A 23,011-nucleotide genomic window follows, 5' to 3' on the forward strand; every position below is an offset into this window, starting at 1 on the left:
AGTCGAAGAGATGGGTCAGAAAGTACATCCCATTGGCATTCGCCTGGGAATCGTCAAGGAGCACACCTCCGTCTGGTACGCAGACGGTCGGACTTATGCGGACTACTTGTTCGCAGATCTGAAAGTGCGTGAGTATCTCCAAGACAAACTAAAAAGCGCGTCCGTAAGCCGTATCGATATCCATCGTCCGGCCCAAACTGCACGTATCACCATCCACACCGCTCGTCCAGGTATCGTTATCGGGAAGAAAGGTGAAGATGTTGAGAAACTGCGTCAGGACCTGACCAAGCAAATGGGTGTGCCTGTGCACATCAATATCGAAGAGATCCGCAAGCCGGAACTCGACGGTATGCTGGTTGCGCAGAGCGTAGCTCAGCAGCTGGAGCGTCGTGTAATGTTCCGTCGCGCTATGAAGCGTGCAGTTCAGAACGCAATGCGCATTGGTGCCAAGGGCATCAAAATCCAAGTGAGCGGTCGTCTCGGCGGTGCTGAAATCGCACGTACTGAATGGTATCGCGAAGGTCGTGTGCCATTGCACACCCTGCGTGCCGACATCGACTATGCCAACTACGAAGCTCACACCACTTACGGTGTGATCGGTGTAAAGGTTTGGATCTTCAAAGGCGAAGTAATTGGTGGTCGCCAAGAAGAGCTGAAACCACAAGCACCAGCGCCTCGTAAAAAAGCTGCTAAGTAAGGGGTACGCCAAATGTTGCAACCTAAGCGTACGAAGTTCCGCAAGCAGATGACAGGCCACAACCGTGGTCTGGCTCAGCGCGGTAGCAAAGTCAGCTTCGGCGAGTTCGCGCTGAAGTCTGTAGCTCGTGGTCGTCTCACCGCTCGTCAGATCGAGTCAGCGCGTCGTGCTCTGACCCGTCACGTTAAACGTGGCGGCAAGATCTGGATCCGTGTATTCCCGGACAAGCCTATTTCCAAAAAGCCCCTCGAAGTTCGTATGGGTAAAGGTAAGGGTAGTGTGGAGTACTGGGTTGCCCAGATTCAGCCAGGCAAAGTCCTGTATGAAATCGAGGGTGTTTCTGAAGAGCTGGCGCGTGAGGCTTTTGCCCTGGCTGCTGCAAAGCTGCCGCTCGCCACCGCCTTTGTTAAACGGACGGTGATGTGATGAAAGCGAATGAACTTCGTGAAAAATCCGCACAGCAGCTGAACGAGCAACTGCTCGGCTTGCTGCGCGACCAGTTCAATCTGCGTATGCAGAAAGCAACTGGCCAGTTGGGGCAGTCTCATCTGCTCTCGCAAGTTAAGCGTGACATCGCTCGCGTGAAGACTGTGCTCAACCAGCAGGCAGGTAAGTGATCATGGCTGAAGCCGAAAAAACTGTCCGTACGCTGACTGGCCGTGTTGTCAGCGACAAGATGGACAAAACCATCACCGTATTGATCGAGCGTCGCGTAAAGCACCCGATCTACGGTAAATACGTTAAGCGTTCGACTAAGCTGCACGCGCACGACGAAACCAACCAGTGCCACATCGGCGACAAAGTCACTATTCGTGAAACTCGTCCTATGGCCAAGACCAAGTCTTGGGCGCTGGTTGATGTTCTCGAACGCGCTGTGGAAGTCTAAGGACTAGGGGTCGGAGAAATTATATGATTCAGACTCAATCCATGCTCGATGTGGCCGATAACAGCGGCGCTCGCCGTGTTATGTGCATCAAGGTGCTGGGTGGCTCCCATCGTCGTTACGCTGGTATCGGTGACATCATCAAAGTTACCGTGAAGGAAGCAATTCCTCGCGGTAAAGTGAAAAAAGGCCAAGTGATGACTGCAGTTGTAGTCCGCACTCGTCACGGCGTACGTCGTGCTGATGGCTCCATTATCCGCTTTGATGGCAACGCTGCTGTTCTTTTGAACAACAAGCAAGAGCCGATCGGCACCCGTATCTTTGGGCCAGTGACCCGTGAACTTCGTACTGAGAAGTTCATGAAGATCGTCTCGCTCGCCCCAGAAGTGCTGTAAGGAGATCCGACATGCAAAAGATTCGTCGTGACGACGAGATCATCGTGATCGCCGGCAAAGACAAAGGTAAGCGCGGTAAGGTGCTTAAGGTTCTTGCTAATAACCGTCTGGTTATTAGCGGTCTGAACCTGGTCAAGCGTCATACCAAGCCTAACCCGATGTCGGGCGTGCAAGGCGGTATCGTCGAAAAAGAAGCTCCACTGGACGCTTCTAACGTCGCCATTTTCAACGGCGAAACCAACAAGGCTGACCGCGTTGGTTTCAAAGTAGAAGACGGCAAGAAAATTCGTGTCTTCAAGTCGACCCAAAAAGCGGTTGATGCTTGAACACTGCTAGGTAGAAGACCATGGCACGACTAAAAGAGATTTACTGGAAGGAAATCGCACCGAAGCTTAAGGAAGAACTTAAGCTTTCGAACGTGATGGAAGTTCCACGCGTTACAAAAATCACCCTGAACATGGGTCTGGGCGAAGCTGTTGGTGACAAAAAAGTCATCGAGCATGCTGTTGCTGACCTGGAAAAGATCACCGGCCAAAAAGTCGTTGTGACCTACGCTCGTAAATCCATCGCTGGCTTTAAAGTCCGTGAAGGATGGCCGATCGGCGTCAAGGTGACTCTGCGCCGTGAGCGTATGTATGAGTTCCTGGATCGTCTGCTGTCGATCTCCCTGCCTCGGGTTCGCGACTTCCGCGGCCTGAATGCCAAGTCCTTCGATGGTCGTGGTAACTACAGCATGGGCGTGAAAGAGCAGATCATTTTCCCGGAAATCGACTACGACAAGATCGATGCTCTCCGCGGTCTGGACATTACCCTGACCACCACTGCCAAGAACGATGATGAAGGCCGCGCTCTGCTGCGTGCTTTCAAATTCCCGTTCCGCAACTGATTGGAGTAGGAAAATGGCCAAGAAGAGCATGAAAAACCGTGAGCTGAAGCGTCAGCTCACTGTTGCCAAGTACGCCACCAAGCGTGCAGCGCTGAAAGCTATCATCGTCGATCTGAACGCAAGTCCAGAAGCGCGTTGGGAAGCTACCGTAGCTCTGCAGAAGCAACCACGTGACGCAAGCGCTTCGCGCATGCGTAACCGTTGCCGCCTGACTGGTCGTCCGCACGGCGTTTACCGCAAGTTCGGCCTTGGCCGTAACAAGTTGCGTGAAGCTGCAATGCGTGGTGACGTACCAGGTCTGGTTAAAGCCAGCTGGTAATTGCTGTCAAAGTCTCGATGTTCGGGTTCGCAAGAACCTGACCATCGGTGGCCTTGAATCTGAATCAAGCCCCTTTTGGGGCTTGATTCATTTCTGGGGTGTGTCTAGAATGACCGGCTCGCCTGAGCCCGTGTTTTTCATGCCCGGAAGTTCTCGGCGACAAGTAGTAGCCGCAAGGCTAATTTTTCTGTATTAGGAGCGTCTAGCCCATGAGTATGCAGGACCCGTTAGCGGACATGCTAACTCGAATCCGTAATGCCCAGATGGCTGAAAAGTCTGTCGTAAGCATGCCGTCTTCCACGTTGAAGGTGGCTGTAGCAAAAGTCCTGAAGGACGAAGGTTACATCGCGGATTTTCAGATCACCACCGACGCTAAGCCGTCGTTGTCCATCGAGCTGAAGTACTTCGAAGGCCGTCCGGTTATCGAAGAAGTGAAGCGCGTTAGTCGTCCAGGCCTGCGTCAGTACAAGTCCGTTGAAGATCTGCCGAAAGTTCGTGGCGGTCTTGGCGTGTCTATCGTCTCCACCAACAAAGGTGTGATGACGGATCGTGCTGCGCGCGCTGCCGGTGTCGGCGGCGAAGTTCTTTGCACTGTGTTCTAAGGGGGGATAAGCATGTCTCGCGTCGCTAAGAACCCCGTTAAGCTGCCAGCCGGTGTCGAAGTAAAATTCGCAGGCCAACAGCTTTCGGTGAAGGGTGCCAAGGGTACTCTTGAACTGAACATCCATTCGTCCGTTGAGATCGTTGAAGAAGCTGGTGAGCTGCGTTTCGCTGCTCGCAATGGCGATCAACAAACTCGCGCAATGGCAGGTACCACGCGTGCGTTGGTAAACAACATGGTCCAAGGCGTAAGCCAAGGCTTCGAGCGCAAGCTCCAGCTGGTCGGTGTTGGTTACAAGGCGCAAGCAAAAGGCACGGTTCTGAACCTGGCCCTTGGCTTCTCGCACCCAGTGGATTACGAACTGCCGGAAGGCATCACCGCTGAGACTCCTAGCCAGACCGATATCCTGATCAAGGGCATCGACAAGCAGCTGGTAGGTCAAGTGGCCGCTGAGATCCGCGACTTCCGTCCACCAGAGCCGTACAAAGGCAAAGGTGTGCGCTACGCGGACGAAGTCGTCCGTCGTAAAGAAGCCAAGAAGAAGTAGGGCATAGCAAATGACCGACAAAAAAGTTACTCGACTGCGTCGCGCTCGCAAAGCACGCCTGAAAATGCACGAACTCGAAGTCGTGCGTCTCTGCGTGTTCCGCTCGTCGCAGCACATCTACGCCCAGGTCATCTCGGCCGACGGCAACAAGGTCCTGGCAAGCGCCTCGACTTTGGATAAAGAACTGCGTGATGGTGCCACTGGCAACATCGACGCGGCCACAAAGGTTGGCCAGCTGGTCGCTACGCGTGCTAAGGCCGCTGGCGTCTCGCAAGTGGCTTTCGACCGCTCTGGCTTCAAGTACCACGGTCGCGTGAAAGCGCTGGCTGATGCTGCTCGTGAAGCTGGGCTGGAGTTCTAAGTTATGTCAAATAACGACCAAAAGCGCGACGAAGGCTACATTGAGAAGCTGGTTCAAGTTAACCGCGTAGCCAAAACCGTTAAAGGCGGCCGTATCTTCACTTTCACCGCGTTGACCGTGGTTGGTGATGGTAAAGGGCGTGTTGGCTTCGGCCGTGGCAAGTCGCGTGAAGTGCCTGCTGCGATCCAGAAGGCAATGGAAGCTGCTCGCCGCAACATGATCCAAGTTGATCTGAACGGCACCACTCTGCAGTACGCAATGAAGTCCGCTCACGGCGCTTCGAAGGTGTACATGCAGCCTGCTTCTGAAGGTACCGGTATCATCGCTGGCGGCGCTATGCGTGCTGTCCTTGAAGTTGCTGGCGTTCAGAACGTTCTGGCCAAGTGCTACGGCTCGACTAACCCGGTAAACGTGGTTCACGCCACTTTCAAAGGTTTGAAAGCAATGCAGTCTCCTGAATCCATTGCCGCCAAGCGTGGCAAAAGCGTCAAGGAGATCTTCTGATCATGGCTACCGTTAAAGTAACGCTGATCAAAAGCATGACCGGCCGCATCCCTAACCACAAATTGTGCGTTAAGGGTCTGGGTCTGCGTCGCATCGGTCACACTGTAGAAGTCCAGGATACTCCCGAGAATCGCGGGATGATCAACAAGGCTTACTACATGCTGCGTGTCGAGGGTTAATCGATGAAACTCAATGATCTGAGTCCAGCGCCGGGTTCCCGTCGCGAAAAGCATCGTCCGGGCCGTGGTATCGGTAGCGGTTTGGGTAAGACTGGTGGCCGTGGCCACAAAGGTCAAACCTCCCGCTCCGGTGGCACCATTGCTCCAGGCTTTGAAGGCGGTCAACAGCCGCTGCATCGTCGCCTGCCGAAGTTCGGTTTCGTTTCCCTGAAAGCCATGGACCGCGCAGAAGTGCGTCTGTCCGAGCTGGCTAAAGTGGAAGGCGACATCGTCACCGTGCAGTCCCTGAAAGATGCCAACGTGATCAACGTCAACGTACAGCGTGTGAAAATCATGCTGTCCGGTGAAGTGACTCGCGCTGTCACTATCGGCAAGGGAATCGGCGCCACCAAAGGTGCGCGTGCGGCTATCGAAGCAGCTGGCGGCAAGTTCGAGGAATAAATGGCTAAGCAAGGTGCTCTCTCTGCGCTCGGCAAAGGCGGTATGTCTGAACTCTGGGCTCGTCTGCGTTTTCTGTTCCTGGCGATTATCGTCTACCGAATAGGCGCACACATCCCGGTTCCAGGTATCAACCCGGACCGACTCGCAGACCTGTTTCGACAGAATGAGGGGACCATTCTTAGCTTGTTCAACATGTTCTCCGGCGGCGCGCTGGAACGGATGAGCATCTTTGCACTGGGGATCATGCCGTACATTTCGGCATCGATCATCATGCAACTGATGACCGCCGTCAGCCCGCAGCTGGAGCAGTTGAAGAAGGAAGGTGAAGCTGGCCGTCGCAAGATCAGCCAGTACACCCGCTACGGCACCGTCGTCCTCGCTCTCGTTCAGGCTATTGGCATGTCCATTGGTCTGGCGGGGCAGGGCGTTGCGTTCACTGGTGACTTTGGCTTCCATTTCGTCGCGGTATCCACGTTTGTGGCTGGTGCGATGTTCATGATGTGGCTGGGTGAGCAGATTACTGAGCGTGGTGTAGGCAACGGTATCTCGATGTTGATTTTTTCGGGTATCGTCGCCGGTCTTCCGAGAGCAATCGGGCAGTCTTTCGAGTCTGCGCGTCAGGGTGATATCAACATCTTCGCCTTGGTTGCCATCGGTTTGCTGGCAGTAGCGATTATCGGTTTTGTGGTGTTCATTGAGCGTGGTCAGCGTCGTATTGCTGTTCACTACGCCAAGCGTCAGCAGGGCCGCAAGGTTTTTGCTGCACAGACAAGCCACTTGCCGCTTAAGGTGAACATGGCCGGTGTTATTCCGGCTATTTTCGCGAGCAGCATTTTGCTGTTCCCGGCTTCGTTGGGTGCCTGGTTCGGTCAGTCTGAAGGTATGGGCTGGTTGCAGGACATCTCGCAGTCGATCGCTCCTGGTCAGCCGTTGAATATTCTGCTGTTTAGTGCAGGGATTATTTTCTTCTGCTTCTTCTATACGGCGTTGATGTTCAATCCGAAAGACGTAGCGGAAAACCTGAAGAAGTCCGGTGCCTTTATTCCGGGCATCCGTCCAGGTGAGCAGTCTGCACGCTATATTGATGGCGTTCTGACCCGCTTGACCATGTTCGGTGCTCTTTACATGACGGCCGTGTGCCTGTTGCCCCAGTTCCTGGTGGTTGCAGCAAACGTTCCGTTCTACCTTGGCGGGACCTCGTTGCTGATCGTGGTCGTGGTTGTGATGGACTTCATGTCCCAAGTACAATCGCACCTCGTTTCGCACCAGTACGAATCCCTGATGAAGAAAGCCAACCTGAAGGGTTACGGCAGCGGCATGTTGCGCTGAGTACCCATAAGGTTCGAGGAGTTGGTGATGAAAGTTCGTGCATCGGTGAAAAAGCTGTGCCGTAACTGCAAGATTATTCGCCGCGAAGGTGTTGTTCGAGTAATTTGCAGCGCGGAACCGCGTCACAAACAGCGCCAAGGCTGAGTGTGATTGTGCTTCAAGCCCGGTAGCTAGTGCGCTACCGGGTTGATTATTTGTTATTACAGCGATATTATCTCGCGCCCTATTTCTTGGCTTCCGGGGCGTAGGTAGCTGTCAATTGGAGTCCCACTGAATGGCCCGTATTGCAGGCGTTAACATTCCAGATAACAAGCATACTGTTATCTCGCTGACCTACATCTATGGTGTTGGTCGCACTACTGCGCAGAAGATCTGTGCAGTGACTGGGGTAAACCCAGCAGCAAAGATCAAAGATCTGAGCGACGAGCAAATTGAACAGCTGCGTGGCGAAGTGGCGAAGTTCACCACTGAAGGTGACCTGCGTCGCGAAATCAACATGAAAATCAAGCGCTTGATGGACCTCGGTTGCTATCGCGGTCTGCGTCATCGTCGTGGTCTTCCAGTACGCGGTCAGCGTACCAAGACCAACGCGCGTACCCGTAAAGGTCCGCGTAAGCCGATCCGCAAGTAATCGCCCCAGCGAATCGACAGGAATTTAATCATGGCAAAACCTGCTGCTCGTCCTCGTAAAAAAGTTAAAAAGACAGTGGTTGATGGCATCGCCCACATCCATGCATCTTTTAACAACACCATCGTGACCATTACCGACCGTCAAGGTAACGCTCTTTCCTGGGCTACCTCCGGTGGTTCGGGTTTCCGCGGTTCCCGCAAGTCCACCCCGTTTGCTGCTCAAGTAGCTGCTGAACGTGCTGGTCAAGCTGCGCTGGAATACGGCCTGAAAAACCTCGACGTTAACGTCAAAGGTCCAGGTCCAGGTCGTGAATCCGCAGTCCGCGCTTTGAACGGCTGTGGCTACAAGATCGCCAGCATCACCGACGTGACGCCAATCCCGCACAACGGGTGCCGTCCGCCGAAGAAGCGCCGCGTGTAATCCAGGAGATTGTAAAGAATGGCTCGTTACATTGGTCCAAAATGCAAACTCGCTCGTCGCGAAGGCACCGATCTCTTCCTGAAGAGCGGCGTGCGCGCGATCGAATCGAAGTGCAACATTGAAGCAGCACCTGGTATCCACGGCCAACGCCGCGGTCGCCAGTCCGATTACGGCACCCAACTGCGTGAAAAGCAGAAGGTCCGTCGTATCTACGGCGTTCTCGAGCGTCAATTCAGCGGCTACTACAAAGAAGCTGCAGGCAAGAAAGGTGCAACCGGTGAAAACCTGCTGCAACTGCTCGAATGCCGTCTGGACAACGTTGTATACCGTATGGGCTTTGGTTCGACTCGTGCCGAATCCCGTCAGCTGGTATCGCACAAGTCGATCAGCGTTAACGGTCAGACCGTAAACGTTCCGTCGTATCAGGTTCGTGCTGGTGACGTGGTTGCAGTTCGCGAGAAAGCAAAAAACCAACTTCGCATTGTCCAAGCTCTCGATCTGTGTGCCCAACGTGGCCGCGTAGAATGGGTAGAAGTAGACACTGAGAAGAAGTCGGGCGTTTTCAAGAACGTTCCTGCTCGCAGTGATCTGTCCGCCGACATCAACGAAAGCCTGATTGTCGAGCTCTACTCCAAGTAAGGGCTAGAAAATAGGTGCATCCATGCAGATTTCGGTAAATGAGTTCCTGACACCCCGCCACATTGATGTGCAGGTTGTCAGTCCAACCCGCGCCAAGATCACTCTCGAGCCTCTCGAGCGTGGTTTTGGCCACACCCTGGGCAACGCGCTGCGACGCATCCTGTTGTCCTCAATGCCCGGCTGCGCAGTAGTCGAGGCCGAGATTGACGGTGTGCTCCACGAGTACAGCGCCATCGAAGGTGTACAGGAAGACGTAATTGAAATCCTGTTGAACCTTAAAGGTCTGGCCATCAAGCTGCACGGTCGTGACGAAGTTACGCTGACCTTGTCGAAGAAGGGTTCGGGGGTGGTTACCGCTGCCGATATTCAGCTGGATCATGATGTCGAGATCGTTAATCCCGATCACGTAATCGCTAACCTGGCGTCTAACGGCGCCCTGAACATGAAGCTCACCGTAGCTCGTGGTCGTGGTTATGAACCAGCCGACTCGCGTCAGAGCGATGAAGACGAAAGCCGCAGCATCGGTCGCTTGCAGCTTGACTCTTCGTTCAGCCCGGTTCGCCGTATCGCATACGTGGTGGAAAACGCCCGTGTCGAGCAGCGTACCAACCTGGACAAGCTGGTTATTGATCTGGAAACCAACGGTACTCTGGATCCTGAAGAGGCTATCCGCCGCGCTGCAACCATTCTGCAACAGCAGTTGGCTGCGTTCGTCGACCTCAAAGGTGACAGTGAGCCAGTGGTTGTCGAGCAGGAAGACGAGATCGATCCGATCCTGCTTCGCCCGGTTGACGATCTGGAACTGACTGTACGTTCGGCTAACTGCCTTAAGGCGGAAAACATCTACTACATCGGCGACCTGATTCAGCGTACCGAAGTAGAGCTGTTGAAGACTCCGAACCTGGGCAAGAAATCCTTGACTGAAATCAAGGACGTTCTGGCCTCCCGCGGTCTGTCCCTCGGCATGCGCCTCGACAACTGGCCGCCTGCAAGTCTTAAGAAGGACGACAAGGCGACTGCCTGATCGTCGTAATCACCGAACGTAGTGTTTGGTAAGGAATGAACCATGCGTCATCGTAAAAGTGGTCGTCACCTGAGCCGCACCAGCTCGCACCGCAAGGCCATGTTCCAAAACATGGCGGTGTCGCTGTTCGAGCACGAGCTGATCAAAACTACTCTGCCAAAAGCCAAAGAACTGCGTCGCGTTGCTGAGCCGCTGATCACTCTGGCCAAGACAGACAGCCTGGCTAACCGCCGTCTGGCTTTCGACCGTACTCGTTCGAAAGCTATCGTTGGTAAGCTCTTCAACGACCTGGGCAAGCGTTACGCTACCCGTGAGGGTGGCTACCTGCGCATCCTCAAGTGCGGTTTCCGCGCTGGCGACAACGCGCCTATGGCGTATGTCGAGTTGGTTGATCGTGCTACTGCTGGCGAAGCTGTATCCGCCGAGTAAGACGTCAGTCTGAAACAAAGAACCGGGCCTAGTGCCCGGTTTTTTGTGCGCGCAAGAAAATGATCTGTTCGTACAAGCTTCTGACACCGTTCTGTTGTCACTATGTGCTGGGAAACATAATTAGTAATTATCTATCGATGTCTACAGGTTAATGAATTTGTGGCTGTCACATGGATGTTCAATACTTCCCACCAAGCCGATTAGCCGGCAGTTTCAAGACTGACAGAGGAAGAAGACCGTATGAGCCAGATCAAAACGCTTACGACCGCCAGTGGCGCACCTGTCGCTGATAATCAGAATTCTCGCTCCGCCGGCCCGCGTGGCCCGCTGCTGCTTGACGATTTTCATTTGCTCGAGAAGCTTGCCCACTTCAACCGTGAAAATATCCCTGAGCGCCGCGTACATGCGAAAGGCTCGGGTGCTTACGGCACGTTCACCGTGACCCGTGATATCACTGAATACACCAGCGCCAAGCTATTTGAATCCGTCGGCAAGCAAACCCCGACCTTCCTGCGCTTCTCTACGGTGGGTGGCGAACGCGGATCGGCTGACACCGAGCGAGATCCGCGCGGTTTCGCGCTGAAGTTCTACACAGAGGAAGGCAACTGGGACATCGTTGGCAACAACACGCCGGTGTTCTTCATCCGTGATCCACTGAAATTCCCTGACTTCATCCACACCCAAAAGCGCCTGCCGCAAAGCAATCTGAAAAGCGCGCAGATGATGTGGGACTTCTGGTCGCATTCGCCAGAAGCGCTGCATCAGGTCACCATTCTGTTCTCCGACCGGGGCATTCCGGACGGCTACCGTCACATGCATGGCTTCGGCAGCCACACGTACAGCCTGATCAGCGCGCAAGGCGAGCGTCATTGGGTGAAGTGGCACTACAAGACCAAGCAGGGCATCAAGAACCTCGCACCAGCGGATGCTGCTCGTATTGCCGGCACCGATCCGGATTACGCCCAGCGCGATCTGTTCGAGGCGATTGAACGCGGTGACTTCCCGAAATGGCGCGTGTGCATTCAGATCATGACTGAAGCCCAGGCGGCAGCGCATTACGAGAACCCGTTCGACGTGACCAAAACCTGGTCGCAGAAGGAGTTCCCGTTGATCGAAGTCGGCGAACTGGAGCTGAACCGCAATCCGCAAAACTACTTCGCTGAAGTGGAGCAAGCTGCGTTTGGTCCGAGCAACATGGTGCCAGGCGTCGGTCTTTCGCCTGATCGCATGCTGCAAGGTCGTGTGTTTGCGTACGCCGATGCACACCGCTACCGTGTGGGCACCAATCACCAGCAACTGCCAGTGAATGCGCCACGCAGCCCGGTCAATACTTACCAGCGCGACGGTTCGATGGCGTTTGGCAGCAATGGTGGTGCTGCGCCTAACTACGAACCAAACAGCTACATCGAATCGCCGAAACAAGCTCCGCATTACGCTGAGCCTGCCCTGGCCCTGAGCGGCGCGGCCGATCGCTACGATCACCGTGAAGACACCGATTACTACAGTCACGCCGGTGCACTCTTCCGTTTGATGAGCGACGAGCAGAAAACGTTGCTGGTCAGCAACATTGCCGGTGCGATGGGTGGCGTTTCAAGTGATGTGGTTGACCGCCAGTTGCAGCACTTCTACAAAGCCGACCCGGCGTATGGAGAAGCAATCGCAAAGCTGCTCAACGTACAGCTTAACGAAGTCTAAACGAGAAGCAGAACCGCCCTCATTTGGGCGGTTTTTGCGTTATTTAGCCTGCTTTTCTCAGAATATCTTCGCTTTTATTGCATCAGGCGGGTGACCTTCCAGTCAGGTTGGTTCAAACTACAGACTTTCAAGTAGGGAGATGTAGGGCGATGCAAGGCCACCCAGACGTAATCGATTACCTCAACACGTTGCTGACCGGCGAACTGGCCGCGCGTGATCAATATTTCGTTCATTCGCGGATGTATGAGGACTGGGGGTTCACCAAGCTCTACGAGCGAATCAACCACGAAATGGAAGAAGAAGCGGGTCACGCTGATGCGTTGATGCGCCGGATTCTGATGCTCGAAGGTACGCCGCGCATGCGTCCGGATGATCTGGATGTCGGCAGTACTGTCCCGGAGATGCTCGAAGCGGATCTGCGTCTCGAATACAAGGTTCGCGCTGCCCTATGCAAAGGCATTGAGCTGTGCGAACAGCACAAGGACTACGTCAGCCGTGAGATCCTGCGGGTTCAGCTCAACGACACCGAAGAAGATCACACCTACTGGCTGGAAAAGCAGTTGGGCCTGATCAAGCTGATCGGTCTCGAGAACTACCTGCAATCCCACACGTCCTGATCGCCGTAGTTACAAAAAAGCCCCTGTCACTGTTGAAGTGACAGGGGCTTTTTCATGCCTGGCGTTTAAGCCCGATCGCGGATCAGTAGCGGCTTAAGGTAGTGACCGGTGTGAGATTGTTTCATCTCGGCCACGTCCTCAGGGGTGCCAGTGGCAATGATCTGCCCACCTTTTGAACCGCCCTCGGGCCCGAGATCGACCAGCCAGTCGGCCGTCTTGATCACGTCGAGGTTGTGTTCGATCACCACCACGGTGTTGCCGTGGTCGCGCAGACGATGCAGCACATCGAGCAATTGCTGAATATCCGCGAAGTGCAAACCGGTGGTTGGCTCGTCGAGGATGTACAGGGTTTTGCCTGTGTCACGTTTCGACAATTCGCGAGACAGCTTGACCCGCTGCGCCTCACCGCCGGACAACGTGGTCGCCGACTGTCCAAGCTTGATGTACGACAGGCCGACATCCATCAACGTTTGCAGCTTGCGCGCCAGCGCCGGCACCGCGTCGAAGAACTCCCGCGCCTCCTCGATGGTCATCTCGAGGGTTTCGTGGATGCTCTTGCCCTTGTATTTGATCTCTAGGGTTTCGCGGTTGTAGCGCTTGCTCTTGCACACGTCGCATGGCACGTAGATGTCCGGCAGGAAGTGCATTTCCACCTTGATCAAGCCATCGCCCTGGCACGCTTCGCAACGACCGCCCTTGACGTTGAAGGAGAAGCGCCCCGGGCCATAACCGCGCGAGCGTGACTCAGGTACGCCGGCAAACAGTTCACGGATCGGCGTAAACAGCCCGGTATACGTCGCAGGGTTGGAGCGCGGGGTACGACCGATCGGGCTCTGGTCGATATCGACGACTTTGTCGAGATGTTCCAGGCCTTTGATGCTGTCGTGCGCCGCCGCTTCCAGGGTGGTCGCACCATTGAGCGCCGTGGCGCTCAGCGGGAACAGCGTGTTGTTGATCAGTGTCGACTTGCCCGAGCCGGACACGCCGGTGACGCAAGTCAGCAGACCAATCGGGATGTCCAGATCGACATTGCGCAGGTTATTGCCGCGCGCCCCTTTGAGCGACAGGTTGAGCTTTTTGTTGCGCGGGGTGCGTTTGGCTGGCACTTCGATCTTCACCCGGCCCGACAGGTATTTGCCGGTCAGGGAGTCCGGGTGCGCCATGACTTCAGCCGGCGTACCTTCGGCAACGATTTGCCCGCCATGCACACCGGCGCCCGGGCCGATGTCGACGACATAGTCAGCCAGGCGAATCGCGTCTTCATCGTGTTCGACCACAATCACCGTGTTGCCGATATCGCGCAGGTGTTTGAGTGTGCCGAGCAGTCGATCGTTATCACGCTGGTGCAAGCCGATGGACGGTTCGTCGAGGATGTACAGAACGCCGACAAGACCGGCACCGATCTGGCTGGCCAGACGAATCCGCTGTGCCTCACCGCCGGACAGGGTGTCAGCGCTGCGATCCAGCGACAGATAGTCCAGACCGACGTTGACGAGGAACTGCAGACGCTCGCGGATTTCCTTGAGGATCTTGTCAGCGATCTCGCCACGGCGGCCGGTCATCTTCAGCTCGCCGAAGTATTCGCAGGCATCGCCGATCGGCAGGTTGGTCACTGCCGGCAGCGTTTTCTCGCCAACCCAGACATGCCGCGCTTCACGGCGCAGACGAGTGCCACGGCAATCCGGACAAGATTGAGTACTGAGGAACTTGGCCAGTTCTTCGCGCACGCTCGCCGATTCGGTCTCGCGGTAGCGACGCTCCAGGTTCGGCACGATGCCTTCGAACGGGTGCGAGCGTTTGACGATGTCGCCACGGTCGTTGAGGTATTTGAAATCGACGTTCTGCGAGCCGCTGCCATGCAGGATGAATTTCTGCTGATCGGCGGGCAGTTCGTTGAATGGCACCTCGAGGCTGAACCCATAATGCGAGGCCAATGAGCCCAACATCTGGAAGTAATAGACGTTACGCCGGTCCCAGCCGCGTATCGCGCCTTCGGCCAGCGTCAGATCACCGTTGACCAGTCGTTTGATGTCGAAGAATTGCTTCACCCCCAGACCATCGCAGGTCGGGCAGGCGCCGGCCGGGTTGTTGAAGGAAAACAGCTTCGGCTCAAGTTCGCTGATGGCGTGGCCGCAGATCGGGCAGGCGAAGCGCGCGGAGAAGATCATCTCTTCGCCGGGCTCGTCGTCCATCGGCGCAACCAGGGCAATGCCGTCCGCCAGTTTCAGCGCTGTTTCGAAGGATTCGGCCAGACGCTGCTGCAGATCGGCGCGTACTTTGAAGCGGTCGACGATCACGTCAATCGAATGCTTTTTCTGTTTATCCAGTTTCGGCAGCTCGTCGAGCTCGCAGATGCGGCCGTTGACCCGGGCACGAACGAAACCTTGCGCGCGTAGCTCTTCGAAGACCGAAAGGTGTTCGCCTTTACGCTCGCGAATCACTGGCGCCAGCAGCATCAGTTTGCTGCCTTCGGGCTGAGCCAGCACCAGATCGACCATCTGGCTGACGGTCTGCGCCTCCAGTGGAATGTCATGATCCGGGCAGCGCGGCGTACCGACGCGTGCATAGAGCAAACGCAGGTAGTCGTAGATTTCGGTGATGGTGCCGACCGTGGAACGCGGGTTGTGCGAGGTCGACTTCTGTTCGATGGAGATTGCCGGCGACAGGCCTTCGATGGTGTCGACGTCGGGCTTTTCCATCATCGACAGGAACTGGCGGGCATAGGCCGACAGCGATTCGACATAGCGGCGCTGACCTTCGGCATACAGTGTGTCGAAGGCCAGGGACGACTTGCCGGATCCGGACAGGCCGGTGATGACGATCAGCTTGTCCCGTGGCAGGGTCAGGTCGATGTTCTTCAGGTTGTGGGTACGGGCCCCACGTATCAGGATCTTGTCCAAAGTGGCCTCGCTCGGCGGGCGTCGAAAACGTAGGAGTATACGGGCAAACACTGGATGGATGCACACTATCAAACGAAGGGTTTTTTGCCCTGGATGAAGAGAGTTTCATCTATACGCGTCAAAGCGTCGCGATCTACCCCGTCTTCCGATGGGACTGGTAGAATCGCCGCCGGTTCACACGAGGTTTTTCCATGCACGATCCCCACAGCGAACGCATGAGTGGCAGCGAGACCCGCGCGGCGAGCGGTCTGGCCCTGGTGTTCGCCTTCCGTATGCTGGGCATGTTTATGGTGTTGCCGGTACTGGCGACCTACGGCATGGATCTGGCAGGTGCGACCCCGGCCCTGATCGGGTTGGCAATCGGCGCCTACGGCTTGACCCAAGCGATTTTCCAGATTCCGTTCGGGATCATTTCCGACCGCATCGGCCGGCGTCCGGTGATTTACCTCGGGCTGATCGTCTTCGCCCTTGGCAGCGTGCTGGCCTCGCAAGCCGATTCGATCTGGGGCGTGATTGCCGGCCGGATCCTGCAAGGTGCCGGCGCCATTTCAGCGGCGGTCATGGCATTGCTTTCCGATCTCACTCGCGAGCAACACCGCACCAAAGCGATGGCGATGATCGGCATGACAATTGGTCTGTCGTTCGCCGTGGCCATGGTCGTGGGGCCTTTGCTGACGCGCGCGTTCGGCTTGTCCGGGTTGTTCCTGGCCACGGGTGGCATGGCATTGGTGGGGATCGTGATCGTGATGTTCATGGTGCCCAAGTCCACTGGACCGCTGACGCACCGTGAGTCCGGCGTGGCGCGTCAGGCGTTGATGCCGACACTCAAGCATCCGGACTTGCTGCGACTCGATCTGGGCATCTTTGTGTTACATGCCATGTTGATGTCGAGCTTCGTTGCACTGCCTCTGGCACTGGTGGAAAAAGCCGGTTTGCCCAAGGAACAGCACTGGTGGGTCTACCTCACCGCGCTGCTGATTTCGTTCTTCGCCATGATCCCGTTCATCATCTATGGCGAGAAGAAACGCAAAATGAAACGAGTTTTGCTCGGCGCCGTCCTGACGCTGATGCTGACTGAGCTATTCTTCTGGCAGTTCGGTGACAGCTTGCGGGCTCTGGTGATCGGTACGGTGGTGTTCTTCACCGCGTTCAATCTGCTGGAGGCTTCATTGCCGTCGCTGATCAGCAAGGTTTCACCGGCGGGCGGGAAGGGCACGGCCATGGGCGTGTATTCCACCAGCCAGTTCCTCGGTTCGGCACTCGGCGGGATACTCGGCGGCTGGCTGTTTCAGCATGGCGGTCTGTCGGTTGTGTTCCTTGGATGCGCGGGTCTGGCTGCCATCTGGCTGGCCTTTGCTGTTACCATGCGTGAACCTCCCTACGTGACGAGTCTGCGCTTGCCGTTGTCGCCCGAGGCGATCCGCGAAGCGGGTCTGGTCGAGCGCCTCAAGGCCCTCGTAGGGGTAACCGATGCAGTGATAGTTGCTGACGAAGCAGCTGTTTACATCAAACTGGACAAAGAATTAGTGGATCGCGACACCCTCGAACGCCTGGTGAACAACCCGGCCGGGGCTGCTTGCGAAGCCTAGGAGAACGTTATGGCCCGTGGGGTTAACAAAGTCATATTGGTCGGCACTTGCGGCCAGGATCCCGAAGTTCGCTACCTGCCTAACGGTAACGCCGTGACCAACCTGAGTCTGGCAACCAGCGAACAGTGGACCGACAAGCAAACCGGTCAGAAGGTCGAGAAGACCGAGTGGCACCGTGTTTCGATGTTCGGCAAGGTTGCCGAAATCGCCGGCGAATACCTGCGTAAAGGTTCGCAGGTTTACATCGAAGGCAAGCTGCAGACCCGCGAGTGGGAAAAAGACGGTATCAAGCGTTACACCACCGAAATCGTGGTCGACATGCAAGGCACCATGCAACTGCTCGGCGGCCGTCCACAACAGGGCGACCAGCAGGGCGGTGGCAATAACTACCAGCAGTCCGCGCCGGCTCCACGCCAGCAGGCTCCGCGTCCGCAGCAGTCGGCTCCGCAGCAGCGTTCGGCCCCGGCTCCACAGCAGGCCGCACCGCAACCGGCTCCGGATTTCGACAGCTTCGATGACGATATCCCGTTCTGATTTGTCCCTGAGTCGTCACCTGGCTTAGCTCGAAACCCCCGCATTGCGGGGGTTTCGTCGTTTTGGCGAAACATAAAACCAATCTTCGCGTTGCCGCGCATGCCGGTAAAGTTTGCCGAGGGCTCTTGAACGCCATCGCAAGCCATTCCATGATCGGCGCCGGCGGCTGGAGAACCGGCCGATCTTCTCAAGAACAGATTGCGCGACGATCAGCGCCCGTTCATTCACAAAAACAAGAGAAACCAATGAGCAGTAGCAAAAACAAGGAAATCGAGTTTCTGCGGGGGGTGGCCATTCTCATGACCATTTTTGCCCATCTCCCTCAGTTGTTGCCGTTCTTCGGTCTGTACCTGTTGAAGGTGTTCAATGTGTATGCGCCTTGGACCGGCGTAGACCTGTTCTTCTGTATCTCTGGTTTCGTCGTCAGCAAGGCCTATCTCGATTATTTCGATAAAAACCGCGAGCAGAACCGCTTTGGCCTTGCGGCAACATCCTTCTGGATCCGGCGTGCCTACCGCCTGCTGCCGACAGCCTGGCTATGGGTGCTGATTCCGCTGGCGTTCTCGATCTTTTTCAACCAGTCGAATGCGTTCCAGTCCTGGTACGAGAACCTGCGCAGTTTCACTGCCGTGGCGACATTCTCCGGCAACCTGGCGAATCAGTACGGTGTGCTGCTGGGGCCGAATTCCGTGTATTGGAGCCTGGCGCTGGAAGAGCAGTTCTACTTCATCTTTCCGTTGTTCCTGCTGTTGGTGACGTCGCCCCGCTGGCGCGTGATTATTCTGTTCTTGCTGATCGCGGCGCAATTTCCGTTCAATCGCGATACCTTCGCAGCCCCTCCCGCAGCGATGCTTTTCTCGTTCCGCCTGGACGCGATGATGTGGGGGATTCTGCTTTGCCTGTTCACCCGCACCTCGTTGTACAAGGATATTGAGCCTGTCGGGCTTGGCGGCAGCAGGTTCAAGCGTCTGGCCATCACGTTGTTTCTGCTGTACATGATGGGTGCCATCGCCGGTCAGATGATCACGGCACCGATTGCCGTCGGCCTGATCGCGATCACGGCGTTGATCATTGTCTGGCTCGCCAGTTATCAGAAGGGCTACATCTACTGCCCGGCGCTGCTCAATGGTCTTTTCCAGTGGCTCGGTTCGCGCTCTTACGCGTTATACGTCGTGCACATCTTTGCCTACCATCTGAGCACCGAGATCTGGACGCGCATTGCCGCCAGCAGAGACGTGGAGCTGGGCGCTGCCTTAACGGTGGAGCTGCTGCTGACCTCGCTGGTGATCATGGTCGTGTGCAGCGAACTCAATTTCCGCTTCGTCGAAACGCCATTGCGGCGCCGTGGGGCAGAGATCGCCCGGCGCAGGATGGCCGGCGACGGCGAAACTGAAGCGGTCAGGGAAAAACCACCCGTGAAAACACCGGCCCGCTCGGTGGATATCGCGTAACCCGGCGCAGAAACGAAAAAACCGCAGCGCGCAAACGCTGCGGTTTTTTAGTGTCGGGCAGACATCTGCCGAGCAGGTCAGTCGAGGATCAGGTGCGGCAGAAAACGGCTCGAATCTTTAGTGATCAGACTGTTGTCTTCCCGCACGCCAATCCCCGCCGCTTGATCGCCAATCACCCAGGAACCGATCAGCGTGTAGCTGTCGCCAAATTTCGGCAGCGGTGCAAATTCCTGCAGGATAAACGGCGCATCCGTGTAGGGGCCGTCCTCTTTGACGATCAGACCGTCAGCCGTTTGCAGCTCAATGTTGGCGCCTTCGCGGGAAAAGTACGGCTTGCGTACCCAGCCTTTGGGCACAGCATTGCCTGGATTCGGATCAAGATGCGCCGCCAGCAGATTTGGATGGCCCTTGTGCATTTCCCACAGCAACGGCAACGCGCCCTTGTTCGACAGAATCGCCTTCCATGCTGGCTCGAAAAACTGCGTATCGCACTCGGCAATCGCCGCGCCGAACGGCTCGTGGAAGATAAATTCCCAGGCATGCAGCTTGAACAGATGCGGGATCCAGCGATCTTCCAGGTCGACAAAACGACCTTCAGCCGTCAAACCGATGTCTTCAATATCGATGTGCCGCGATTCGATGCCGACCTTCTCGGCGATCAAGCGCAGGTAATCCGTGGTGCCCTTGTCTTCGACCGAATCTTTCATTGAGGCGAAATAGAACGGCCGCTTCAGTTGTAACTCGGCGAAGGCCTGATGCAGTTTGGTGTCGATGCTGTTGAACTGATCGGCATGACGCGGCAGCGAGCCACGCTCGATGCATTGTTCCAGCCAGCCCCACTGGAACGCCGCCGCTTCATAAAGACTGGTTGGCGTGTCGTAGTTGAGCTCCAGCAGCTTCGCCGGGCCGTTGCCGCTGTAGGAAAAGTCCATGCGCCCGTACAGATGCGGATGACCTTCCAGCCAGGATGTGCGGATCATGTCGTAGTACTGCGCCGGGATGCTCAGGCGATCCAGCAGTTCCTCGCTGTGCACCACTCGGTCGACCAGGTCCATGCACATCTCGTGCAGTTCGGTGGTCGGATCCTCGAGATCGTTTTCGATTTGCGCAAGCGTGAACTGGTAGTACGCGCTTTCGTCCCAGTACGGCTCATCGTCGATGGTGTGAAACATGAAGCCGAGGCTCTCGGCGGTCTGTTTCCAGTCGGGGCGCTCGGCGCAGAAGATCTTCTTCATCGTCAACTGCTCGAACGACCGGAACTGCTGCCCCAGCCACCCCAGCCGCTACGCGCACTGGACTGGCTGCCGAAGCCGCCGCGCGAGGTCGAGGACGCCACGTTGACCGGTTTGCTTTTGCTGCTCTCGTAATCCGGCTGGCTGCGCGTTGTGGTTTCGGTTCTGCGGTACTGCGTCGAGGTGTTGTACGGCTGACGCGTTTCGCGATCGCGGTAAACCGTGCGATTGGCGTTGTTGCTCATGGCGTTACCGATCAGCCAGCCCGTCAACCAGCCGTTGCCGCCGCCACTGGAGGTGTGCGAAGTGTTTTGCACATTCTGCACCGCCGCCGCATCACCCGCAGGCATTTGCGCGCCGGCGATGGCGTCGAGATTCTGCGCCGGTTCACCGCTTGCAGGCACCTTGAAGCCGCCGAGTTTCGGCACGAAACGGCCGTCGGAGTTCTTCTGACACCAGTCGGCGGCGAAGTCCGCGTCGCACTTGGCCTTGTCGTCGTAAGCCGGGGCGATGCGCCGGTGTTCGGTCAGGGCGGCGACGTAGGCGTTGGAGCAGACATCGGCAGCCACTTCGGCGTCGACACACTGTTCCAGGCTCTGGAAATTGCGCGGTTGATCCGCGGCTGTCACCTGGCCGGAAATGGCCATCGCCACCGAGGCGGCGAGGGACAACTGAACGTATTTGCTGCGTTTCATCGAAGGCTTCCTGCCGATCAGTTAGACGGTGTCATGCACGCCGCATTGAGCATGCCGACGCTGATCGCGACCGCAGCGACATAGATGCCAGAGGCGATTTCACCGTTGGCGATGCGTTGCGAAGTGCCTTTGAGCACCAGGCCCGTGGCGAGGAAGGCCAGCAGTTGCACGACGGCGGCAATCACTGCCCAGAGTACGAAGTCGAGAACATTGACCGAAAACGCAATCACGTTACTCGCCGGAATCGCGAAGCCGATGATCGCGCCGGCCAAGGCGATGGCGGCGGCAACGTTACCGGAGCGGATCAGCTCGAACTCTTTGTGCGGCGTGATGCGCGTGTAGACGAATTGGAACAGCATGAACAGCAGTACGGCGCCGATGAGGTAGACGACGAAACCGACCAGCGCGGTTTTGTTCAGGGAAACGGCCAGCACTTCCAGCATGAAAAACTTCCTTTTTTAAATGGTGCTCAGATCTGTCGTGTACAGCGAGATGCCGAGCGAGGTGCTCAGGCTGACGGTGCCTTCTTCGTCCTGCTCGACGGAGAACAGCAGCAATTCGCGGCGATCGGTCAGGCCGGTCTCGCGCGCATAAAGCATGGAGTGGTGTTCGATGGTGTAGCTCTCGTCCGGATTGACCACTTGTTCGGTCATCGGTACCAGTTCGGTCTGGCCTTGTTCGGTGCCCCACTCGCGGGTGTATTCGACACCTTCGTGGGTGTAGGTCGGCAAGCCGATCGAGCTGTTGGGGCCGGCCAGGCGCTGCAGTTCGGCGTCACTGTTGACCGTCACGTAACTGAGGTAGTTGAACAGGGTGACCGATTCGATCTGATCGTCACCGGTAACGTGGATCTGCAGCCAGAAATCCTCGTCATTCATGTAATACCGGTGCAGTTTGTTGGACTGGCCGAGGTCGACCCAACCGTGGCTCCAGATCGCCTGATCAAAGGGCACGCGCACCGTGGTCGAACCGTCGAGCAACAGCGCCAGCGTCGTATCGAACCTGACAGCCTTGCCCTGAGCCATGCCGAGTGGGCCACTGGCAACGGTCGGTGTTGGCGCAGCGGTCTGCCAGTTGCTGGTGCCCAGCAAGTCTTTAAACCATCCCATGAGTACGTTCCTTGAAGCGGGTGGAAGTGTTCGTCGGCGAAAAAAGCGTGGCTAGTGTAGCGGGCTGAGCGATCAACGACACGCCACAAACCATGTGGGAGCTAGCCTGCTCGCGAAAGCGTCATGTCAGCTGACTCAAATGTCGACTGATACTCCGTCTTCGCGAGCAAGCTCGCTCCCACAGGTTTTGTGCAATTGCTTACTGCGCGGACTTTTGCTTCAGACGCTCAAGAATCGCGTTGGCGCTGCCTTCGTTCGGCGTGATGCCGGCGTCGCGCAGTTTGCGTTCCAGGTCGTTGCCGGTCGAAGCGTCGGCCAGTTCGTCGGCAGCGCTCAATTCAGCCGCGCGTTGCTGCTGCTTGGCTTGCAGGCGGTTCAACGTACCGACGGCGGTTTCCAGTTTGCCATTGGCGCCGCCGCTGGCGATGGATGCGCTGACCTGGGCTTTCTGCACGCTTTCGCGGGCCTTGGCCATGTCCACTTGCTGGCGCAGGCTCTTGATACGCGACTCGGCTTTGCTGATGTCTTTGCGCATGTTTTCGGCGTAAGTGCCGAATTCGTCGCTCTGCTTTTTCTCGACATCCAGCTCGTTGGTCAGGGTCGAAATCGCTTCGGCCACTTCCAGCGCCAGGTCTTCACGGCCAGCGTTCAGCGCCGAGACGGCTTTGGCTTCCAGATCCTTGATCTTGGCGTCGTACTCGCTCACGCGGTCGGCGGCCAGTTTGTGCTTGGCCATGATGGTGACCAGTTCGCGGCGAGCGTTCGACAGTGCACTGTCGGCATCGCGGATTTCCTGATCGAGGATGCGCAGGGCCTGTTGGTCGGCGATCGCTTCGCCGACTTCGTTGGCGCCGCCGCGCAGTGCGGTGAACAACTTGCTCCAGATGGACTGAGTCATTGGATA

The 23,011-nt window shown here is 56.6% G+C and carries 32 protein-coding genes; 26 read left to right on the forward strand and 6 right to left on the reverse strand.

The window, feature by feature from the left end:
• Nucleotides 1-10: 10 nt before the first annotated feature.
• The 23 genes from rpsC to bfr all read left to right on the forward strand — a co-directional run bounded on the left by rpsC (nucleotide 11) and on the right by bfr (nucleotide 12,597).
• Entirely contained in the window at nucleotides 11-697 is a 687-nt protein-coding gene (gene rpsC, locus L8H52_RS09585; RefSeq protein ID WP_003176422.1) for a 30S ribosomal protein S3, read from the forward strand.
• A gap of 12 nt (nucleotides 698-709) precedes the next feature.
• Nucleotides 710-1,123 carry a 50S ribosomal protein L16 gene (gene rplP / locus L8H52_RS09590; protein WP_007896757.1) on the forward strand — a complete coding sequence of 138 codons (414 nt, stop codon included), beginning with the start codon at nucleotides 710-712 and terminating at the stop codon, nucleotides 1,121-1,123.
• A complete protein-coding gene (gene rpmC / locus L8H52_RS09595) occupies nucleotides 1,123-1,314 on the forward strand; it encodes a 50S ribosomal protein L29 (RefSeq protein WP_002555481.1) in 192 nt (63 codons plus the stop codon). The genes rplP and rpmC overlap by 1 nt, the downstream gene beginning before the upstream one ends.
• Nucleotides 1,315-1,316: 2 nt before the next feature.
• Nucleotides 1,317-1,583 (forward strand): 30S ribosomal protein S17, encoded by a 267-nt coding sequence (rpsQ, locus tag L8H52_RS09600; RefSeq protein WP_003194644.1) that lies wholly within the window; start codon nucleotides 1,317-1,319, stop codon nucleotides 1,581-1,583.
• 23 nt (nucleotides 1,584-1,606) lie between these two features.
• Nucleotides 1,607-1,975, forward strand: a complete 369-nt coding sequence (rplN, locus tag L8H52_RS09605; RefSeq protein WP_002555479.1) for a 50S ribosomal protein L14 — start codon at nucleotides 1,607-1,609, stop codon at nucleotides 1,973-1,975.
• Nucleotides 1,976-1,986: 11 nt separating this feature from the next.
• Entirely contained in the window at nucleotides 1,987-2,301 is a 315-nt protein-coding gene (rplX, locus tag L8H52_RS09610; protein ID WP_008081905.1) for a 50S ribosomal protein L24, read from the forward strand.
• 20 nt (nucleotides 2,302-2,321) lie between these two features.
• A complete protein-coding gene (gene rplE, locus L8H52_RS09615; protein ID WP_003176415.1) occupies nucleotides 2,322-2,861 on the forward strand; it encodes a 50S ribosomal protein L5 in 540 nt (179 codons plus the stop codon).
• A 13-nt stretch (nucleotides 2,862-2,874) separates the two neighbouring features.
• Nucleotides 2,875-3,180 (forward strand): 30S ribosomal protein S14, encoded by a 306-nt coding sequence (gene rpsN, locus L8H52_RS09620; protein ID WP_003228726.1) that lies wholly within the window; start codon nucleotides 2,875-2,877, stop codon nucleotides 3,178-3,180.
• Nucleotides 3,181-3,389: 209 nt separating this feature from the next.
• A complete protein-coding gene (gene rpsH, locus L8H52_RS09625; RefSeq protein WP_007918458.1) occupies nucleotides 3,390-3,782 on the forward strand; it encodes a 30S ribosomal protein S8 in 393 nt (130 codons plus the stop codon).
• A 12-nt stretch (nucleotides 3,783-3,794) separates the two neighbouring features.
• The gene (gene rplF / locus L8H52_RS09630) at nucleotides 3,795-4,328 is read left to right on the forward strand and encodes a 50S ribosomal protein L6 (RefSeq protein WP_003176412.1); all 534 of its coding nucleotides are present in this window, start codon (nucleotides 3,795-3,797) and stop codon (nucleotides 4,326-4,328) included.
• Nucleotides 4,329-4,338: 10 nt separating this feature from the next.
• Entirely contained in the window at nucleotides 4,339-4,689 is a 351-nt protein-coding gene (gene rplR, locus L8H52_RS09635; RefSeq protein ID WP_003186037.1) for a 50S ribosomal protein L18, read from the forward strand.
• Nucleotides 4,690-4,692: 3 nt separating this feature from the next.
• A complete protein-coding gene (rpsE, locus tag L8H52_RS09640) occupies nucleotides 4,693-5,193 on the forward strand; it encodes a 30S ribosomal protein S5 (protein WP_003186035.1) in 501 nt (166 codons plus the stop codon).
• Nucleotides 5,194-5,195: 2 nt separating this feature from the next.
• Nucleotides 5,196-5,372 carry a 50S ribosomal protein L30 gene (gene rpmD, locus L8H52_RS09645; RefSeq protein WP_003176408.1) on the forward strand — a complete coding sequence of 59 codons (177 nt, stop codon included), beginning with the start codon at nucleotides 5,196-5,198 and terminating at the stop codon, nucleotides 5,370-5,372.
• A gap of 3 nt (nucleotides 5,373-5,375) precedes the next feature.
• Entirely contained in the window at nucleotides 5,376-5,813 is a 438-nt protein-coding gene (gene rplO, locus L8H52_RS09650; RefSeq protein ID WP_003228720.1) for a 50S ribosomal protein L15, read from the forward strand.
• The gene (secY, locus tag L8H52_RS09655; protein WP_003228718.1) at nucleotides 5,814-7,142 is read left to right on the forward strand and encodes a preprotein translocase subunit SecY; all 1,329 of its coding nucleotides are present in this window, start codon (nucleotides 5,814-5,816) and stop codon (nucleotides 7,140-7,142) included. It abuts the gene before it with no gap.
• 27 nt (nucleotides 7,143-7,169) lie between these two features.
• Nucleotides 7,170-7,286: a 50S ribosomal protein L36 gene (gene rpmJ, locus L8H52_RS09660; RefSeq protein ID WP_002555468.1), complete on the forward strand. Its 117-nt coding sequence runs from the start codon at nucleotides 7,170-7,172 to the stop codon at nucleotides 7,284-7,286.
• 130 nt (nucleotides 7,287-7,416) lie between these two features.
• Nucleotides 7,417-7,773, forward strand: a complete 357-nt coding sequence (rpsM, locus tag L8H52_RS09665; protein WP_003186020.1) for a 30S ribosomal protein S13 — start codon at nucleotides 7,417-7,419, stop codon at nucleotides 7,771-7,773.
• Nucleotides 7,774-7,803: 30 nt separating this feature from the next.
• On the forward strand, nucleotides 7,804-8,193 hold the full coding sequence (gene rpsK / locus L8H52_RS09670) for a 30S ribosomal protein S11 (protein ID WP_002555466.1): 390 nt from the start codon (nucleotides 7,804-7,806) through the stop codon (nucleotides 8,191-8,193).
• 18 nt (nucleotides 8,194-8,211) lie between these two features.
• Nucleotides 8,212-8,832 (forward strand): 30S ribosomal protein S4, encoded by a 621-nt coding sequence (rpsD, locus tag L8H52_RS09675; RefSeq protein WP_003176404.1) that lies wholly within the window; start codon nucleotides 8,212-8,214, stop codon nucleotides 8,830-8,832.
• A gap of 22 nt (nucleotides 8,833-8,854) precedes the next feature.
• Complete coding sequence (gene rpoA / locus L8H52_RS09680; protein ID WP_003186012.1) at nucleotides 8,855-9,856, forward strand: DNA-directed RNA polymerase subunit alpha; 1,002 nt, start codon at nucleotides 8,855-8,857, stop codon at nucleotides 9,854-9,856.
• A 42-nt stretch (nucleotides 9,857-9,898) separates the two neighbouring features.
• Nucleotides 9,899-10,285, forward strand: coding sequence for a 50S ribosomal protein L17 (gene rplQ / locus L8H52_RS09685; protein WP_003176402.1), 387 nt, complete (start codon nucleotides 9,899-9,901; stop codon nucleotides 10,283-10,285).
• A gap of 240 nt (nucleotides 10,286-10,525) precedes the next feature.
• Entirely contained in the window at nucleotides 10,526-11,980 is a 1,455-nt protein-coding gene (locus tag L8H52_RS09690) for a catalase (protein WP_242206870.1), read from the forward strand.
• Between the two features lie 149 nt (nucleotides 11,981-12,129).
• On the forward strand, nucleotides 12,130-12,597 hold the full coding sequence (bfr, locus tag L8H52_RS09695; protein ID WP_053124309.1) for a bacterioferritin: 468 nt from the start codon (nucleotides 12,130-12,132) through the stop codon (nucleotides 12,595-12,597).
• A 65-nt stretch (nucleotides 12,598-12,662) separates the two neighbouring features.
• Here the strand turns inward: bfr and uvrA are convergent, their stop codons facing one another.
• Complete coding sequence (uvrA, locus tag L8H52_RS09700) at nucleotides 12,663-15,497, reverse strand: excinuclease ABC subunit UvrA (protein WP_093434409.1); 2,835 nt, start codon at nucleotides 15,495-15,497, stop codon at nucleotides 12,663-12,665.
• A gap of 191 nt (nucleotides 15,498-15,688) precedes the next feature.
• Between uvrA and L8H52_RS09705 the strand changes: the two genes are divergently transcribed.
• The 3 genes from L8H52_RS09705 to L8H52_RS09715 all read left to right on the forward strand — a co-directional run bounded on the left by L8H52_RS09705 (nucleotide 15,689) and on the right by L8H52_RS09715 (nucleotide 19,071).
• Nucleotides 15,689-17,086 carry an MFS transporter gene (locus tag L8H52_RS09705; protein WP_242206871.1) on the forward strand — a complete coding sequence of 466 codons (1,398 nt, stop codon included), beginning with the start codon at nucleotides 15,689-15,691 and terminating at the stop codon, nucleotides 17,084-17,086.
• A 9-nt stretch (nucleotides 17,087-17,095) separates the two neighbouring features.
• On the forward strand, nucleotides 17,096-17,620 hold the full coding sequence (locus L8H52_RS09710) for a single-stranded DNA-binding protein (RefSeq protein WP_008081898.1): 525 nt from the start codon (nucleotides 17,096-17,098) through the stop codon (nucleotides 17,618-17,620).
• Nucleotides 17,621-17,745: 125 nt separating this feature from the next.
• Nucleotides 17,746-19,071, forward strand: a complete 1,326-nt coding sequence (locus L8H52_RS09715) for an acyltransferase (protein ID WP_242206872.1) — start codon at nucleotides 17,746-17,748, stop codon at nucleotides 19,069-19,071.
• 77 nt (nucleotides 19,072-19,148) lie between these two features.
• On the opposite strand, the gene L8H52_RS09720 is transcribed toward L8H52_RS09715, so the two are convergent.
• The 5 genes from L8H52_RS09720 to L8H52_RS09740 all read right to left on the reverse strand — a co-directional run bounded on the left by L8H52_RS09720 (nucleotide 19,149) and on the right by L8H52_RS09740 (nucleotide 23,005).
• Complete coding sequence (locus L8H52_RS09720) at nucleotides 19,149-20,306, reverse strand: glutathionylspermidine synthase family protein (RefSeq protein WP_242206873.1); 1,158 nt, start codon at nucleotides 20,304-20,306, stop codon at nucleotides 19,149-19,151.
• 2 nt (nucleotides 20,307-20,308) lie between these two features.
• The gene (locus tag L8H52_RS09725) at nucleotides 20,309-20,998 is read right to left on the reverse strand and encodes a DUF1190 domain-containing protein (RefSeq protein ID WP_242206874.1); all 690 of its coding nucleotides are present in this window, start codon (nucleotides 20,996-20,998) and stop codon (nucleotides 20,309-20,311) included.
• A 17-nt stretch (nucleotides 20,999-21,015) separates the two neighbouring features.
• Nucleotides 21,016-21,441 (reverse strand): DUF350 domain-containing protein, encoded by a 426-nt coding sequence (locus L8H52_RS09730; RefSeq protein WP_016983572.1) that lies wholly within the window; start codon nucleotides 21,439-21,441, stop codon nucleotides 21,016-21,018.
• Nucleotides 21,442-21,456: 15 nt separating this feature from the next.
• The gene (locus L8H52_RS09735; protein WP_242206875.1) at nucleotides 21,457-22,107 is read right to left on the reverse strand and encodes a DUF2491 family protein; all 651 of its coding nucleotides are present in this window, start codon (nucleotides 22,105-22,107) and stop codon (nucleotides 21,457-21,459) included.
• 199 nt (nucleotides 22,108-22,306) lie between these two features.
• A complete protein-coding gene (locus tag L8H52_RS09740; RefSeq protein ID WP_038362095.1) occupies nucleotides 22,307-23,005 on the reverse strand; it encodes a PspA/IM30 family protein in 699 nt (232 codons plus the stop codon).
• Nucleotides 23,006-23,011 lie beyond the last annotated feature (6 nt).

The organism is Pseudomonas sp. CROZ-RG-20F-R04-15 (assembly GCF_022662375.1).
Taxonomy (GTDB): Bacteria; Pseudomonadota; Gammaproteobacteria; order Pseudomonadales; family Pseudomonadaceae; genus Aquipseudomonas.

Bases quoted from the DNA above. Each gene is read 5' to 3' on its own strand.
- rpsC (WP_003176422.1), top strand. From the start codon at position 11: ATGGGTCAGAAAGTACATCCCATTGGCATTCGCCTGGGAATCGTCAAG.
- rplP (WP_007896757.1), top strand. From the start codon at position 710: ATGTTGCAACCTAAGCGTACGAAGTTCCGCAAGCAGATGACAGGCCAC.
- rpmC (WP_002555481.1), top strand. From the start codon at position 1,123: ATGAAAGCGAATGAACTTCGTGAAAAATCCGCACAGCAGCTGAACGAG.
- rpsQ (WP_003194644.1), top strand. From the start codon at position 1,317: ATGGCTGAAGCCGAAAAAACTGTCCGTACGCTGACTGGCCGTGTTGTC.
- rplN (WP_002555479.1), top strand. From the start codon at position 1,607: ATGATTCAGACTCAATCCATGCTCGATGTGGCCGATAACAGCGGCGCT.
- rplX (WP_008081905.1), top strand. From the start codon at position 1,987: ATGCAAAAGATTCGTCGTGACGACGAGATCATCGTGATCGCCGGCAAA.
- rplE (WP_003176415.1), top strand. From the start codon at position 2,322: ATGGCACGACTAAAAGAGATTTACTGGAAGGAAATCGCACCGAAGCTT.
- rpsN (WP_003228726.1), top strand. From the start codon at position 2,875: ATGGCCAAGAAGAGCATGAAAAACCGTGAGCTGAAGCGTCAGCTCACT.
- rpsH (WP_007918458.1), top strand. From the start codon at position 3,390: ATGAGTATGCAGGACCCGTTAGCGGACATGCTAACTCGAATCCGTAAT.
- rplF (WP_003176412.1), top strand. From the start codon at position 3,795: ATGTCTCGCGTCGCTAAGAACCCCGTTAAGCTGCCAGCCGGTGTCGAA.
- rplR (WP_003186037.1), top strand. From the start codon at position 4,339: ATGACCGACAAAAAAGTTACTCGACTGCGTCGCGCTCGCAAAGCACGC.
- rpsE (WP_003186035.1), top strand. From the start codon at position 4,693: ATGTCAAATAACGACCAAAAGCGCGACGAAGGCTACATTGAGAAGCTG.
- rpmD (WP_003176408.1), top strand. From the start codon at position 5,196: ATGGCTACCGTTAAAGTAACGCTGATCAAAAGCATGACCGGCCGCATC.
- rplO (WP_003228720.1), top strand. From the start codon at position 5,376: ATGAAACTCAATGATCTGAGTCCAGCGCCGGGTTCCCGTCGCGAAAAG.
- secY (WP_003228718.1), top strand. From the start codon at position 5,814: ATGGCTAAGCAAGGTGCTCTCTCTGCGCTCGGCAAAGGCGGTATGTCT.
- rpmJ (WP_002555468.1), top strand. From the start codon at position 7,170: ATGAAAGTTCGTGCATCGGTGAAAAAGCTGTGCCGTAACTGCAAGATT.
- rpsM (WP_003186020.1), top strand. From the start codon at position 7,417: ATGGCCCGTATTGCAGGCGTTAACATTCCAGATAACAAGCATACTGTT.
- rpsK (WP_002555466.1), top strand. From the start codon at position 7,804: ATGGCAAAACCTGCTGCTCGTCCTCGTAAAAAAGTTAAAAAGACAGTG.
- rpsD (WP_003176404.1), top strand. From the start codon at position 8,212: ATGGCTCGTTACATTGGTCCAAAATGCAAACTCGCTCGTCGCGAAGGC.
- rpoA (WP_003186012.1), top strand. From the start codon at position 8,855: ATGCAGATTTCGGTAAATGAGTTCCTGACACCCCGCCACATTGATGTG.
- rplQ (WP_003176402.1), top strand. From the start codon at position 9,899: ATGCGTCATCGTAAAAGTGGTCGTCACCTGAGCCGCACCAGCTCGCAC.
- L8H52_RS09690 (WP_242206870.1), top strand. From the start codon at position 10,526: ATGAGCCAGATCAAAACGCTTACGACCGCCAGTGGCGCACCTGTCGCT.
- bfr (WP_053124309.1), top strand. From the start codon at position 12,130: ATGCAAGGCCACCCAGACGTAATCGATTACCTCAACACGTTGCTGACC.
- L8H52_RS09705 (WP_242206871.1), top strand. From the start codon at position 15,689: ATGCACGATCCCCACAGCGAACGCATGAGTGGCAGCGAGACCCGCGCG.
- L8H52_RS09710 (WP_008081898.1), top strand. From the start codon at position 17,096: ATGGCCCGTGGGGTTAACAAAGTCATATTGGTCGGCACTTGCGGCCAG.
- L8H52_RS09720 (WP_242206873.1), bottom strand. From the start codon at position 20,306: ATGAAGAAGATCTTCTGCGCCGAGCGCCCCGACTGGAAACAGACCGCC.
- L8H52_RS09725 (WP_242206874.1), bottom strand. From the start codon at position 20,998: ATGAAACGCAGCAAATACGTTCAGTTGTCCCTCGCCGCCTCGGTGGCG.
- L8H52_RS09730 (WP_016983572.1), bottom strand. From the start codon at position 21,441: ATGCTGGAAGTGCTGGCCGTTTCCCTGAACAAAACCGCGCTGGTCGGT.
- L8H52_RS09735 (WP_242206875.1), bottom strand. From the start codon at position 22,107: ATGGGATGGTTTAAAGACTTGCTGGGCACCAGCAACTGGCAGACCGCT.
- L8H52_RS09740 (WP_038362095.1), bottom strand. From the start codon at position 23,005: ATGACTCAGTCCATCTGGAGCAAGTTGTTCACCGCACTGCGCGGCGGC.